At 75.1% G+C, this 13,556-nt stretch carries 10 protein-coding genes; 5 read left to right on the top strand and 5 right to left on the bottom strand.

Features of this window, described 5'->3' with window-relative positions; translation table 11 throughout:
- The first annotated feature begins 16 nt into the window (after nucleotides 1–16).
- Nucleotides 17–1,948 carry a sensor histidine kinase gene (locus BXY45_RS03380; protein ID WP_109772881.1) on the top strand — a complete coding sequence of 644 codons (1,932 nt, stop codon included), beginning with the start codon at nucleotides 17–19 and terminating at the stop codon, nucleotides 1,946–1,948.
- On the opposite strand, the gene BXY45_RS03375 is transcribed toward BXY45_RS03380, so the two are convergent.
- On the bottom strand, nucleotides 1,929–2,309 hold the full coding sequence (locus BXY45_RS03375) for a hypothetical protein (RefSeq protein ID WP_109772880.1): 381 nt from the start codon (nucleotides 2,307–2,309) through the stop codon (nucleotides 1,929–1,931). The two genes, BXY45_RS03380 and BXY45_RS03375, sit on opposite strands and share 20 nt — an antisense overlap.
- Before the next feature lie 145 nt (nucleotides 2,310–2,454).
- Here BXY45_RS03375 and BXY45_RS03370 point away from each other — a divergent pair, with 145 nt between their 5' ends.
- The 4 genes from BXY45_RS03370 to BXY45_RS03355 all read left to right on the top strand — a co-directional run bounded on the left by BXY45_RS03370 (nucleotide 2,455) and on the right by BXY45_RS03355 (nucleotide 6,012).
- On the top strand, nucleotides 2,455–4,578 hold the full coding sequence (locus BXY45_RS03370) for a sensor histidine kinase (RefSeq protein WP_146211064.1): 2,124 nt from the start codon (nucleotides 2,455–2,457) through the stop codon (nucleotides 4,576–4,578).
- Complete coding sequence (locus BXY45_RS03365) at nucleotides 4,566–5,225, top strand: response regulator transcription factor (RefSeq protein WP_109772878.1); 660 nt, start codon at nucleotides 4,566–4,568, stop codon at nucleotides 5,223–5,225. Before BXY45_RS03370 ends, BXY45_RS03365 begins: the two co-directional genes overlap by 13 nt.
- A gap of 107 nt (nucleotides 5,226–5,332) precedes the next feature.
- Nucleotides 5,333–5,587, top strand: coding sequence for an antitoxin (locus BXY45_RS03360; RefSeq protein WP_109772969.1), 255 nt, complete (start codon nucleotides 5,333–5,335; stop codon nucleotides 5,585–5,587).
- A complete protein-coding gene (locus BXY45_RS03355; protein ID WP_109772877.1) occupies nucleotides 5,584–6,012 on the top strand; it encodes a TA system VapC family ribonuclease toxin in 429 nt (142 codons plus the stop codon). The genes BXY45_RS03360 and BXY45_RS03355 overlap by 4 nt, the downstream gene beginning before the upstream one ends.
- Nucleotides 6,013–6,117: 105 nt before the next feature.
- Here the strand turns inward: BXY45_RS03355 and BXY45_RS03350 are convergent, their stop codons facing one another.
- Genes BXY45_RS03350 through BXY45_RS03335 form a run of 4 tightly spaced genes read right to left on the bottom strand, consistent with a single transcriptional unit; the run spans nucleotide 6,118 to nucleotide 13,474 of the window.
- Nucleotides 6,118–8,160: an NHL domain-containing thioredoxin family protein gene (locus tag BXY45_RS03350; protein ID WP_109772876.1), complete on the bottom strand. Its 2,043-nt coding sequence runs from the start codon at nucleotides 8,158–8,160 to the stop codon at nucleotides 6,118–6,120.
- Between the two features lie 33 nt (nucleotides 8,161–8,193).
- Nucleotides 8,194–9,261 (bottom strand): Gfo/Idh/MocA family protein, encoded by a 1,068-nt coding sequence (locus BXY45_RS03345; RefSeq protein WP_109772875.1) that lies wholly within the window; start codon nucleotides 9,259–9,261, stop codon nucleotides 8,194–8,196.
- A complete protein-coding gene (locus tag BXY45_RS03340) occupies nucleotides 9,258–11,426 on the bottom strand; it encodes a S9 family peptidase (RefSeq protein ID WP_172601918.1) in 2,169 nt (722 codons plus the stop codon). Before BXY45_RS03340 ends, BXY45_RS03345 begins: the two co-directional genes overlap by 4 nt.
- Nucleotides 11,423–13,474, bottom strand: a complete 2,052-nt coding sequence (locus tag BXY45_RS03335; protein WP_109772874.1) for a bifunctional copper resistance protein CopD/cytochrome c oxidase assembly protein — start codon at nucleotides 13,472–13,474, stop codon at nucleotides 11,423–11,425. The genes BXY45_RS03340 and BXY45_RS03335 overlap by 4 nt, the downstream gene beginning before the upstream one ends.
- Nucleotides 13,475–13,556: the final 82 nt, after the last annotated feature.

Here is a 13,556-nt window from a genome sequence, read left to right as displayed (position 1 = left end):
GACCGGCGGCCCACCGGTGAGCGCCGTCGTCGATCACCTGCCCGTGCTGGGGAGCGCGGTGGTCTGCGCCGCGGGCGCCGCGCTGCTGCTCACCGGGCCCGGTGGCGCCCACGACGCTCCGCCCGCTGACCGCCGTCGCGTCGCCGTGGCGCTGCTGGTCGCAGCGGGCCTGCTCGCGGTGGCCGGCGCCTCCCTACTGCCAGCAGCCACCGGTGCCGCGGCGGGCCCGGGCCCGGCGGCGGTCGTGCTGGCGTGCAGCGTGGTCCTGCCGTCGGCCGTCGCGCTGGTCCCGCTGCGCACCGACGCGGCGATGGACCGGCACCGGGACGCCGCTGTCGACAGGGCCCTGGTCACCGCCGTGCTCGGGAGCGGCGCGGTGACCGCCACCGGCGCGCTCAGCGGCACCGTCCTCGACGTGCTCGGCGGGGGTGCCCTGGTCGTCGCGCTCGCGGCGCTGCTGTGGTGGCGCACCGAGCGCAGCCGGGAGGTGGAGCGCACGCGCTGGCTGTGGCTGGTCGCCGGGGTCGTCACCCCGGTGCTCGCGGCCGGCCAGGTGCTCTTCGCCGTCGACGGTCCGCCCGACGCCCCGCTCGGGGCCTCCGCGGACGGCCACTGGTCGGTGGTGGCCGCGCTGGCGGTCCTGCTGGGGGGCGCCGTCGCCGTGGCGGCCCTCGTCGTCGGCCTGCGAGCGCCCCTCGTGGTGGACGTGCGGCGCCTCGTCGCCCAGCTCGCCGGGTACGCGGTCAGCGTGGAGGTGGCGCTCGCGCTGTTCACCCTCGGCCAGGTGGTCGTGCGGGCGTTGACGGGGGCCCCGCCCCGCAAGGCCGGCTACGCCCTGCTCGCCGTCGGGGTCGCGGCGACCTTCCACCCGGTGGCGCTGCTGGTGCGGTGGCTGTTCGACGAGCTGCTCTTCGGCGGCCGGCGCGACCCCGTCGCGGTGATGAGCAACCTCGGGGTGCAGCTGCGCTCCGAGAGTGACCCGGCGGCGTGGGTGGCCTCGCTGCGCGCCGACCTGGGCGCCGCGAGGGTCGAGCTTTGGGACGACGTCGACCTGCTGGCCGCCGCCGTCCGCGGCGAGGACGGCGACGGCGACGACGGGGAGCGCGGGCGCGGGACGCCGGTGCGCGTGCCGCTGGCCGTGGGCGGGCAGCCCGTGGGCGCGCTCGTCGTCGTCGTCGACCTGCCCGACGAGCAGGCAGCCGGGCAGCTGCGGCGGCTGCTCGACCTGCTGGCGCCCCCGCTGGCCCGAGCGATGCACGGCCTGGCCCTGACCCGGCAGCTGGCCGTGGAGCGGGCGCAGGCGCTCGCGGCGCTGGAGGAGGAGCGGCGGCGGCTGCGGCGGGACCTGCACGACGGGCTCGGCCCGGTGCTCACCGGCATCGCCTACAGCGCCGACGCCGCCCGCAACTTCGTGGGCACCGACCCCGCCCGGGCCGACGGGCTGCTCGCGGAGCTCCGCGAGGACGTCTCCGGCTCCATCGCCGAGGTCCGCCGCCTCGTGGTGGGCCTGCGCCCGCCGGCGCTGGACGAGCGGGGCCTGGTCGGCGCGGTGCGACAGCAGGTGGCCCGGCTGGGGGCGGCGCACGCATCGTCGCTGGACGTCGAGGTGGTCGGCGAGGGGCTGCCGCCGTCGCTGCCCGCAGCCGTGGAGGTGGCCGCCTACCGCGTGGCCGTGGAGGCGGTGGCCAACGCCGCCCGCCACGCGCGCGAGCATCCGGACCGCGCAGGCGAAGGGCTGCGGGTCCGCGTGGGCTTCGCCGTCATGGACGGCTCCCTGATCATCACCGCCGACGACGACGGCGCGCCGACGCCCGCATGGGTGGCGGGTGTCGGCACGGCGTCGATGAGGGAGCGGTGCGAGCAGCTGCACGGTGCGCTAGACGCGGGACCGACGCTGGGCGGCGGTCGGGTCAGGGCGGTGCTGCCCCTCACGCCGGCGACGCCGTGAGCTCGCTCGCGGCCCGGCGGGCGGGGAGCACGAGGACCACGCCCACGGCCGTCAGCACCACACCGACGGCGATGGCCGCCTTGTAGCCGACGGGGATGTCGGCGAAGAACGCCGGGACGGCGGTCAGCACGTTGAGGGCCTGGCTGACGACGATGAGCGTGACGCCCAGGCCGACCCGGCCGCTGCGCCAGCGCCACACGAGCACCACGCCGACCAGCGTGATGATCCCGAGCACGCCGGTGACGACGTTGATGACGAGCGGCGCCGGACCCATGGTCGGGTCGACGAGCGTGGGCAGGCCCGCCAGCCCCGACAGGGCGTTGAGGACGAGGCCGGTGACGAGGGCTGCAGAGCGCTTCACGGGAGACCTCCGGACGGAGTGCTGCGAAGTGGACGGCGCCACCGTGGCGCCCGCCCTGGTGACGGGTCTGCCGTGCGGGCACCTGACCGCCACCCCCGTGCTGGCCCCCTGTCCACGGGCGCCGCGCAGCCCTACGGTTCGGCGCGTGGCCGCGGAGCAGCTCCAGCTGGGGGCCCGGTCCGCGGCGCTCGGGCCGGGGCTGGTCGGGGCGCTGACCTGCGCTGTGGCGTCGCTGGTGTGCGTGGTGGCCACCGCGCGCCTGGCTCTGCTGGACCCCGCTGTCGTCCCCGTCCTCTACCTGGCCCTCATGGACGCCGTCGGGCTGGTCGCCCTCGCGGTGGCCCTGCTCGTCGGGGTGCGCCGCCCGAGCAGCCCGGTGGCCGCACTGCTCGGCCTGCAGGGGCTGGTGCCGTGCGCCATGGGGGTCAGCGACGCGTGGACGCAGCTGTCCACGGCCCCCGCACCGGTCCTGCCGACGACGGCGTGGGGAGCTGCGCTCTCCGAGGCCTCGTGGATGGCCTGGTACGTGCCCCCGGCGCTGCTGCTGCTCCTCTTTCCCACCGGTCGGCTGCTCAGCCGGCGGTGGCGTCCGGTGGCGGTGGGTGTGGTGGCGGTGCCGCTGGCGCACCTGGGCGCGCTGCTGCTGGCGCCGGCACCGGACAGCTCCTTCTCCGGGGTGCCGGCGCCGCTGCCGGGGAGCCCCGCGGTCGCCGCGGCGGCGGAGGCGGTGTGGACCGTGGCCCCGTTCGCACTGCTCGGTCTGCTCGTGGCGTCCCTGGTGGCGGCGGTGCGCCGGTACCGGCGCAGCACCGGCGTGGAGCGCGCCCAGCTGACCTGGTTCCTCCTCGGTGCGACGTTCGTACCGCTGACGCTGCTCATGTGCTGGTTGTCGTACCTCGTCCTCGACGGACCCGACCTCGCGGTGCTCGGGCTGGTGGCCGTGGGGGTGGCGATCCCGGCGGCCACGGGCATCGCCGTGCTCCGGCACGACCTGTACGACGTCGACAGGGCGCTCGCCGCCACCACCACGTACGCGGTGCTGTCCGCCGTCCTGCTCGGCGTCTACACGCTGGCCGCCTTCGTGGGCGGCCTGTGGCTGGGCCGCAACTCCCCCGCGCTGGCCGCGGCGACCACCGCCGTGTGCGCCGCAGCCCTCTCGCCCCTGCGCACGCGCCTGCGGCGCGTCATCGACCGGAGGGTCGACCCCTCGCGCCAGCGCGTGCTCGGTGCGGTGGCCGCCCTGGAGGCGCAAGCCCACGCGGGCCTCGTGCGACCCGAGCAGCTGCAGGCGGTGCTCACCAACGCCTTCGACGCCCCGGTCAGGGTTGGGTACCGCCTCCCCGGCGCGGGCCAGGGTGACGGGCACGTGGACGCCGAGGGGCGCCTGCTGCCACCCGCAGCCGCCGGGGAGCAGGTGGTGCCGGTCGAGGTGGCGGGTGAGGAGGTCGGGGTGCTGGTCGGGCCGCCCGGGTCCTCACGGACCCTGCTGCGCGAGGCAGCGGCAGCGGCTGCCCTCGTCGTGGAGGTGGTGCGGCTGCGCGTGGGCCTCACGTCGGCTCTGCGCGAGGTCGCGGAGAGCCGGGGGCGGCTGCTGGCCGCGTCCCTGGAGGAGCGGCGCCGCCTCGAGCAGGACCTCCACGACGGTGCGCAGCAACGCCTCGTCAGCCTCGGCATGGCGCTGCGCCTGGCGCAGCGGCGGCTCGCGAGCGGCGCCCTCGACGTCGTCGGCCCCGGTGCCTCGCCCGGCGGGCCGCTGGACGGCGTGCTCGACGGTGCGGTGCAGCAGCTGTCGACGGCGGTGGCCGAGCTGCGCCAGATCGCCCACGGGCTGCGCCCCTCCAGCCTCGACGACGGACTGGGAGCGGCACTCGGCTCCATGCTCGAGCGGCTGCCGGTGCCCGTCCAGCTGCACGTGGACCTCGGCAACGACCTCGGCGACAACTATGACGACGACGGGACGCGCTCACCGGCGGCGCGGCGGGCTGTGCCCGAGGCTGTCGCCACCACCGCGTACTTCGTGGCGAGCGAGGCCGTCACCAACGCCGTGAAGCACTCCGGGGCGGCGTCGATCTCGCTGGTCGCGGCCCGTGACGAGGACGCGCTCGTGGTCAGCGTCAGCGACGACGGGTGCGGTGGGGCCTCGGTGTCGTCGGGGTCCGGCCTCGCGGGACTCGCGGACCGGGTGGCGGCGGCCGGGGGCGAGCTGCGACTGGTGAGCCCAGTGGGCGCGGGCACGCTGCTGGAGGTGCGGCTGCCGTGCGGATCGTGATCGGGGAGGACTCCCCGCTGTTCCGGGAGGGGCTGGCGGCGCTCCTGGAGGACGCCGGCCACGAGGTCGTCGCGAAGGCCGGCGACGCGACCACCCTGCTGGCGGCCGTCGAGGAGCACGTGCCCGACCTCGCCGTCATCGACGTCCGGATGCCGCCCGACCTCACCGACGACGGCGCCCGCGCCGCCCGCGAGCTGCGGCGGCGCCACCCGGAGCTGGGGATCGTGCTGCTGTCGCAGCACGTGGAGGTGCGCCACTCGGTGGAGCTGGTGAGCTCTGGGCGCTTCGGGTACCTGCTGAAGGACCGAGCCCTCGACGTCGACGACTTCCTCGATGCCCTGCGCCGCGTGGCCGCCGGCGGATCGGCGCTCGACCCCGAGGTGGTGGGCCGGCTGCTCGGCGGGCGAGCGTCGAGCCCACAGGGATCGCTGGGGGCGCTGACCCCGCGCGAGCGGGACGTGCTGGCCCTCATGGCCGAGGGCCGGACCAACGCCGGGATCGCCCGGCGGCTGTGGCTGACCGAGCGGACCGTGGAGGGCCACGTGGCGTCGATCTTCACCCGGCTCGGGCTGACGGTGGACGACGACGACCACCGCCGCGTGCTCGCCGTGCTGGCGCACCTCGGCCACGCCGCCCCCTGGCGCTGACCCCCGCCCCCTCTTTCCCGCGTCGGGATGAGGAGGTGCACCCAGGGCACTAGGACGCTTTCTGGTGACGCATCATGATGTAGTGATCTTGATGCTATGATGCTGTGATGCGGACCACGGTGACGCTGACACCTGAGGCTGACGCCATCGTTAGGAGGCTCATGGCCGAACGCGGCCTGACCTTCAAAGATGCGATCAACACTGCCATCGTCAACGGCTCTCGCCCCCGCGAGGTCCGTCCCTACCGGACTCCCACGTTCGACATGGGAGGGCCCGCTCGGGTCAACCTCGACCGAGCACTGGCCCTGGCCGGCGACCTCGAGGACGAGGAGATCATCCGGAAGATGGAACGCGGCGCGTGAAGCTCGTCGACGCCAACGTGCTGCTCTACGCGGTCAACCCCGCGGCGGAGCACCACCGGGCCGCGCGGCAGTGGCTCGACGAGGACTCGGCGACCCAGACCGTCCTCCTGCCCTGGCTCAGCCTTGTCGCGTTCCTGCGCATCAGCACCCACCGTCGCCTCTTCAACGTTCCGTTGAGCGTCGAGGCGGCCACCTCGGTCGTCGAGGGCTGGGTAGGCCGCGCCAACACCGTCACTCCTGAGCCGGACTCCCGCCACGTCCACCGGATGCACGAACTGCTCACCGCAGCAGGCAGTCGCGGGGGGAACCTCGTCAACGACGCGCACCTCGCAGCCCTGGCGCTGCAGTGGGGTGCCACGGTCGTCACGTTCGACAGAGACTTCGGGCGCTTCCCCGGGGTCCGCTGGGAGATTCCCGGCACCTGAGCCGCTACCGGGCGTCGCCCTCCGGTGCACTTGCCGAGGAAAGTGCGCCATAGCCCCCCTCCCTTCCCGCACTTGCCGCGGAAAGTGCGGGAAGGGCGAACGGGGTCAGGCGCCGCGGAGGTCCAGGGCCAGCTCGGACGGGCCGGTCTCGTCGAGCACCACGGGGATGCCCCAGTCCTGCTGGTAGAGGTGGCACGCCGCGAACTCCGGCACCTCCCCGGTCATGGGGTCGCCGTCGCACGCGGCGGCCTGCACCGACACGTGCAGCACGCCGGTGGCGCCCGGTCCCAGGGCCGACGGGTCGATGACGAGGTCCCGGCTCAGTCCCTCGGCGTCACCCGCGCCCGCGCTCAGCAGACCCTCCGGGGACGACGACACGACAAGCCGCGTCGGGTCTCCCCACCGGTGGTCGAGCTTCTGCCCGGTCGGCGGGGTGAACGCCACGCGCAGCGCCACCGGCCCGGGGGCCAGCGGTGTCGGCGGGCGCTTCACGCGCTGCGCCTCCCCCGCCAGCTTCGACGCCGCCGCGGGCACCTGCAGCCGGGTAAGACGGGAGGCGGCACTCTCGACGACGACGAAGGTGGCCGCGCGTCCGTCGTCGTCCAGCTCCACCGCCAGCGCGGTCGGTTCGGCGAGCCCGCTCGCGAGCGTGGTGACCTCGCCCGCGTCGCCGCCGAGCGGGTCGTAGCGGCGCAGCGCGCCGTTGTACGTGTCGGCCACCACCACGGACCCGTCCGGCAGCAGCGCCATCCCGAGGGGGTGCTGCAGCAGCGCTTGCGCGGCCTCGCCGTCGCGCACGCCGAACTCGAACAGCCCGGTGCCCACCACGGAGCCGACCTCATAGCCCGCGCCCGCGACGGGCAGCACGTTGGCCATGCGGTCGTCGTCGACGTCCTTCACCACGCGGTCCGCCGGTGCGTCCCCGGAGCGCTCCAGCCACCGCAGCGCGGATGTCTCGGCGTCCAGCACCCACAACCGCGAGCCGTCGGCGGAGGTCTCCAGCGCGCCGGTCTGCGCGAACCAGGCCTGCTCGGCGGCGCCGTCGCGCAGGCCCTCCGCGGTGGTGCCGGCGAGCACGCGCACCACACCCCCCGTGGCGTCGATAGCGCCGGCCGGGCCAGCGGGCGCCGGGTCGAGCGCCCACAGCTGGTGGACGCCCGCCATGGCGATGACCAGCTGGTCGTCGAACCAGGCGGTGTCGAGCGGGGTGGACAGGTCCTGCTCGAGCGCCGGGCCGCCGCCCTCGCGGCGGCGCAGCTGCCGGCCGGTACCCGCCAGGGTGACCAGCGACAGGTCCGCCAGACGCAGGCCGCGGACGGCGTGGTTGGTGGAGTCGGCCACGGCGACGTCCCAGCCGACCCGCGCCGCAACGTCAGGGGGCAGCAGCGTCAGCCCCACCGGCTCGGACAGGCGCGCCTGCTCCGGTCCGCCGTCCACGAGGCCGCGCTCACCGGTGCCGATGCGGGCGCGCTCGGTGACCAGGTCGTCGTCGAGCACGACGAGCTGGTGGTGAGCGGTGTCGGAGACCAGGTACCCGCCACCCGCCGACAGCGGGAGGGCGAGGATCGCCGTGGGCAGCGCGAAGGCGGAGTCCGGCGCGGGCGGTGCGACGTACGGCTGGTCGCCCCGGCGGAGCGTGCCCTTCGCCTCGTGCTCGGCCACCAGCTCGCGCAGCAGCACCCCCAGGCCGTGGGCGTGGCCCTCGCCGCTCATCGACGCGACGACGTAGCCCTCCGGGTCGATGACGGTCAGCGTCGGCCACGCGCGGGCCGCGTAGGCCTGCCAGGTGACCAGCTGCGGGTCGTCGAGGACGGGGTGGCGCACGTCCCAGCGCAGGACGGCGGCGTCGACCGCCTCGACAGTGCCCTCGTGGGCGAACTTCGGGGAGTGCACCCCGACGACGACGAGGACGTCGGCGAACTCGTGCTCCAGCTCGCGCAGCTCGTCGAGGACGTGCTGGCAGTTGACGCAGCAGCTGGTCCAGAAGTCGAGCAGCACGATGCGGCCGCGCAGGTCGGCCAGGGACAGGTCGGCACCGCCCGTTCCGACCCAGCGGCGGCCCACGAGCTCGGGCGCGCGGACGCGGGTGCGCCTCGGCGAGGTCGGCGAGGTGGCCGATCGTCCATGATCACGGACGGGAGAGGTCATGGCGGACTCCAACGAGCAGGGGTCGAGAGGGGGTCAGGCGAAGGCGGTGTCGTCGTCGCGGTGGACGGCGCCGAGAGCGTCGAGGGCGGTGTCGAGCACCTCGGCGACGGCGACCGAGTCGGTCATCGGCATGACCGGGCTCTCCACGAGGCCCGCGGCGAGGCACTCGTGCACGTGCTCGACCATGGGGGCGTAGCCCCGACTCCCGGTCGGCTGAACCGGCAGCTCGACCACCTCGGAGGGCTCGTCGTCACGCCGCGCGCCGTCGGCCCACACCTGCAGGCGGGACGGCTTGTGCAGCGGGCCGGCCACCTCGATCCGGCCCTTGGTGCCCGTGATGGTGCCGGCGCCACCGGCGTGGGCGAGCAGCGTCGACCCCAGCCGCGCGGAACGACCGCCGCCCCAGTCGAGCAGCAGCGACGCCTCGGCGTCGACACCGTTCTCGGCGAGCACCCCGACGGTGTGCACCGCCTGCGGGGAGCCACCGAAGATGCCCTGCGCGAAGGACACCGGGTAGACGCCCGTGTCGAGCAGCGTGCCGCCGCCCTGCTTGGGGTCCCACAGCCGGTGGGCGGGGTCGTAGGGCAGGGCGAAGCCGAGGTCTCCGGCCACCGACCGCACCTCGCCGATCACGCCGGACGCCAGCAGCTCGCGAAGCCTGACGTGGTTCGGCTGGAAGCGCGCCCACAGCGCCTCCATGACGAAGACGCCGCGCTCGCGCGCCAGCTCCGCGAGCCCGCGCGTGGCTGCGGCGGTGCAACCGACGGGCTTCTCGACGAGCACGGGCAGACCCGCCTCGACGCACGCACGGGCCAGCGCCACGTGCTGGGCGTGCGGCGTGGCGATGTAGACGACGTCCAGCCCCGCCTCGGAGCTGCGGTCTGCACCGGCCTCGATGAGCTCGCGGTAGGAGCCGTAGGAGCGGGCGAACCCGTGCTCCCGCGCGAAGGCAGCAGCGCGGCCGGCGTCGCGGGACGCGACGGCCGCCAGCTCCGCACCCGGCACGAGGGCGATGTCGCCGCTGACGGTGGCCGCGATGCCACCGGTGGCCAGCACGCCCCACCGGACGTTCGTCGTCCTCGTGGTGCTCTCGTCGCTCATCCGAGCTCCTTCGGTGCGATCCACGGCCCGCCCAGCACGTGCTGGTCCAGGAAGGCGAAGACGGTGGCGTACCAGAGCCGGGCGTTGCCGGCGCCGAGCACCCAGTGGCCCTCGTCAGGGAAGTAGAGGAAGCGGTGAGACGTCGACACTGCGCCGCCGTCCGCAGCCTTCGAGCGGCTCAGCAGGTCGTACCAGAGGCGCAGCGCCTCCCCGATCGGCACTCGGTCGTCGTCGTCCCCGTGGATCACCAGCATGGGCGTGCTGATCGCGTCGGCGTGGTCGTGCGGGGAGTTGTCGCGCACCATCTCGGCGGTCATCTCCCGCGCCCACTCGGCGGGGAAGTCGGTGGTGCCGGAGAACTGGTCGAGCGCCCACAGCGAGGCGTGCGTGACGATCGCGCGGAACCTGTCGGTGTGCCCGGCCACCCAGTTGGCCATGTACCCGCCGAAGGAGCCGCCCATCGCGGCGGTGCGCTCGGCGTCGACGTCGTCGCGGGCCACCGCGGCGTCGGTGATGGTCATGAGGTCGGTGTAGGGCTCGGCGCCCCAGCGCCCCAGGCCGCGTCGGATGAAGTCGAGGCCGTACCCGGTGGACAGCGCCGGGTCAGGCAGGAGCACGGCGTACCCGCGGGCCACGGGCAGCCACGGGTTCCAGCGCCAGCTCCACGCGTTCCAGCTGCTCAGCGGGCCGCCGTGGATCCACAGCAGCAGCGGGGCGGGGCTGTCGGGCCCGGCGCCGTGCGGCAGCGCGAGCCACGCGCGCAGCGGCGTGCCGTCCGCGGCGGTGGCGGTGACCTCGGTGAGCGTGCCCGGCAGCTCGGGCCCACCGCCGGGAAGGTCACCTCCCCAGGCGCCGAGCGCGTGCGCGGGCGCCGGCAGGACCTCCGGCTCGCCGCCGGCCGCGGGGATGCGGACGGGGGTGGGCGGGGCGTCGACGGCTGAGCGCATCGCGTAGATCCACTGACCGTCGGGGGAGGCGATGACGTCGGAATAGGCGCCCTCGTCAGGGGTGAGCCGCTCCACCTCGTCGTTCGAGACATCCAGGCGGAACACCGGGCAGCGTCCGCCGTCGTCGGCGGTGACGAGCAGCGCGGAGCTGTCGGACGTCCAGGCCAGCGACGTCGGCCAGCGGTCCCACCACTGGCTGTCGGCCAGCACGAACGACTCGCTGCCGTCCGCGTCGACGACGACGATGTCGACGTCCATCGACTTCGACGGCGTCGCGCGCCTCCACCGCAGCACCGCGACGCGTCCGCCCGTGGGCGCCGCGACGGGTGCGGTGTGGTCGTAGGACGTGCCGTCGCGGTAGGAGCTGTCGTCGAGGAGGGTCCGGCGCTCACCGGTGGCCACGTCGATGGCCACGAGGCTGACCCGCGAGTCACCGCGCGCCTCGGGAACGTTCCACTCGGTGACCACGGTCGAGCCGTCCGCGGTGATCGTCCACGCGGGGTCGTCGGGCAGCGCGGCGCCGACGTGACCGGTGAGGTCGCGCAGATCGAGGCGGTCCTTCCCGCTGCCCGAGCGACCTCCCGTGCCCGCCAGCACCGGCGCCGTGGGGACACCGTCGGCCACGAGGAGCCGGTTCCGGTCGGGGCCGAGGTCGTGGTCCCAGATCCGCACGGGCAGGGCGTCGTGCAGGACGCCGCTCGTGCGGGTGTCCTTGCGGAGCTTGCGCAGCCGCGCGTCGTCGGCGGCATCGGTGGCCGAGGGGAGGGTCGGGCTGCCGAGCAGCACCGTTCCGCTCTCACGCGCCACGACGACGCCCGCGACACCGCCGGGGCGCACCGCGACCTTCCGCGCCTCACCTCCGCCGGCCGGCAGGCACCACAGCGCGGCCGGGGCGTCGTCGTCCCCGTCTCCCTCTGCCGCGGCGGGGTCGGGACGGGAGGAGGTGAAGAGCAGGTCGCCCGAGGGCGTGAAGACCGGGGAGGACTCGCCCTTCGCGCCTCGTGTCAGCCGGCGGGCCGGGCGCTGGCCGGTGGGGTCGACCTCCCACAGGGACGTCGTGGAGCGACCGCCGCGCTCGTCCAGCAGGGAGACCGCGGTCACCAGGCGGGCGCCGTCGGGGGAGAGCGCCAGGCCACCCGTGCGGGGCAGGCGGGTGTAGGCGACCAGGTCGGAGAAGGGCGGAGTGGAGATGGGCGGGCCGTCCTCGGTCAGGCTCATTCCTTCTCCTTACCAGCACGGGGGGTGGCGCCCCCTGAGCGGGCGGCCAGCATCGCGTTGTACGCGGTGAGCTCGGCGTCGCCGTCACGGTCGGCGGCGCGGTCACGGCGGCGGGTCTCCCGCTCGTCGCTGCGAGACCACTGCACCGCCAGCACGATGGCCAGCACGAGGGTGGGCAACTCGCCGATGCCCCAGGCGATGGCGCCGCCGGTGCGCTGGTCGGCCAGGGCGTCCACGCCGAGGCCCAGGCGGGAGAACCAGTCGGCGGCGAGCAGGTCGTTGCCGCCGGTCAGCGCCACGCCGAAGAAGGCGTGGAAGGCCATCGTTCCCAGCAGCAGGAGCAAGCGCAACGGATACGGGGGGTTCCAGGCGCCCGGGTCCACGCCGATCACCGCGGAGGCGAACAGGTAGCCGGTGAGCAGGAAGTGCAGCTGCATGAGCTCGTGGCCGAGGTGCGTGGACAGCGCCAGCCCGAACAGCGGCGAGTAGTAGAAGACGATGACGCTCCCCGCGAAGAGCACCGCCGCCACCAGCGGGTGGGAGACGAAGCGCGCCCAGCGCGAGTGCACGAGCACCAGCAGCCACTCGCGCGGGCCACGGCTGCCGTCGCTGCGCTTGGGCAGCGTCCGCATCGCCAGCGTGATCGGAGCGCCGGCCACGAGGAGCATCGGCGCCACCATCATGATCGTCATGTGCGCCACCATGTGGGCACTGAAGAGCAGGTCGATGTAAGCCTGCGGCCCGAAGGACGTGGCCCACGTGAGCACGACCAGCCCCGAGAACCACGCCAGCGAGCGACGCACCGGCCAGCGGTCGCCGCGGGAGCGCAGGCGCCGCAGGCCCGCGGCGTAGGCCAGCGCGAGCGCGCCGCACACCAGGAGCCACAGCAGGTCGGGGGCGGGCTCAGTGAGCAGGCGCAGCGGCGTGGCCGGTAACGGCGGCACGACCTCGCTGGTCAGCTGCTCCGCCAGCGTGCGGGGACCGCCGCCGGCGCTGGCCGGGGGCCCGGTGCGGACCAGGGCGACGGCGACGCCGATGGTCGCGGCCATGACGAGCAGCTCCCCGACCACGAGCCGCCAGAACGGCAGCGCGGCGGCCGTCGCTGCGCGGTCGCTCTTCGCGGCCGCCCGCTCGAGCCCGGCGATGCTGCTGCGGCGGTGCCACCAGCCGACCGCGCCCAGGCACACGGCCGCGAGCGCCTTCACCATCAACAGCGCCCCGTACGGGCTGAGCAGGCCGCTGGCGGTGGAGCCGACCTGCACCCAGCCGTTGGCCAGCCCGGAGACGACCACGAGCACGTAGGCCCCGAGCGCCAGCGCGGAGTAGCGCCGCACCACCGCGGGCAACGCGCGCTGCAGGTGAGGTCCGGCGATGGCGAGGGCGACCAGCCCACCGACCCAGACGCCCGCCCCGAGCATGTGCAGCCACCAGCCGGAGACCACGGTGCGGTGCCCGCCCTCGGAGCTGCCGTGGCTGCCGAGCGCGATGGGCACCAGGGCAGCCGCGGTGAGCACGGCGGCCCACGCGGCGGCCGTGGGGGTGTCAATGCCCAGGGCGACGACGGTGCCGGCGAGCACCGCGAGCACGGCGGTGGCGAGCAGCGTGCGCCCCGGGGGCACCTGCGTGAGGAAGAAGCCGATCTGGCTGCCGAGGCCCCCCGTCGTCAGCGGGGTGCCGGCGATGTCGGCGAAGGAGAAGACCGGCAGGACGACGGCGGCGAGCACCCAGACGACGGCCGCCCCGGAGGCCAGCCGCCCCACCGCACGCCAGGCGGGGGATGCGGGGACCAGGGCACAGGCGAGCAGGAGGAGGGACCCGAGGACGACGGCGACGGCGAGGTCGCCCGTGGTGCGCAGCACGGGCAGGCCCCAGCGCACGAGGGGGCCTGCGTCACCCAGGATGCCCGGCGTCGCCGCACCGGTCGCGAACATCGCGATGACGAGGGCCAGCACGGCGCAGGGGACACCCAGCACCAGCGCCAGGGCAACGGGGGAGGACGGAGCGGCCCCCGCCGCGCGGGCGGTCTTCGGGTCGCGCTCGAGCACCACACGTCGAGGGTACGTGCGTGGCGACCACGCCCGGATTTCCACGACTTGTTAGGCAAGCCTTGCCTCATTGCCTAGTGAGCGT

It is taken from the genome of Quadrisphaera granulorum (assembly GCF_003149145.1).
In the GTDB taxonomy this organism is placed as follows: Bacteria; Actinomycetota; Actinomycetes; order Actinomycetales; family Quadrisphaeraceae; genus Quadrisphaera; species Quadrisphaera granulorum.
Note: the sequence above shows the minus strand (reverse complement) of the source record. Positions and strands in the feature narration are given on the sequence as shown.

Bases quoted from the DNA above. Each gene is read 5' to 3' on its own strand.
- BXY45_RS03360 (WP_109772969.1), top strand. From the start codon at position 5,333: ATGCGGACCACGGTGACGCTGACACCTGAGGCTGACGCCATCGTTAGG.
- BXY45_RS03350 (WP_109772876.1), bottom strand. From the start codon at position 8,160: ATGACCTCTCCCGTCCGTGATCATGGACGATCGGCCACCTCGCCGACC.
- BXY45_RS03345 (WP_109772875.1), bottom strand. From the start codon at position 9,261: ATGAGCGACGAGAGCACCACGAGGACGACGAACGTCCGGTGGGGCGTG.
- BXY45_RS03340 (WP_172601918.1), bottom strand. From the start codon at position 11,426: ATGAGCCTGACCGAGGACGGCCCGCCCATCTCCACTCCGCCCTTCTCC.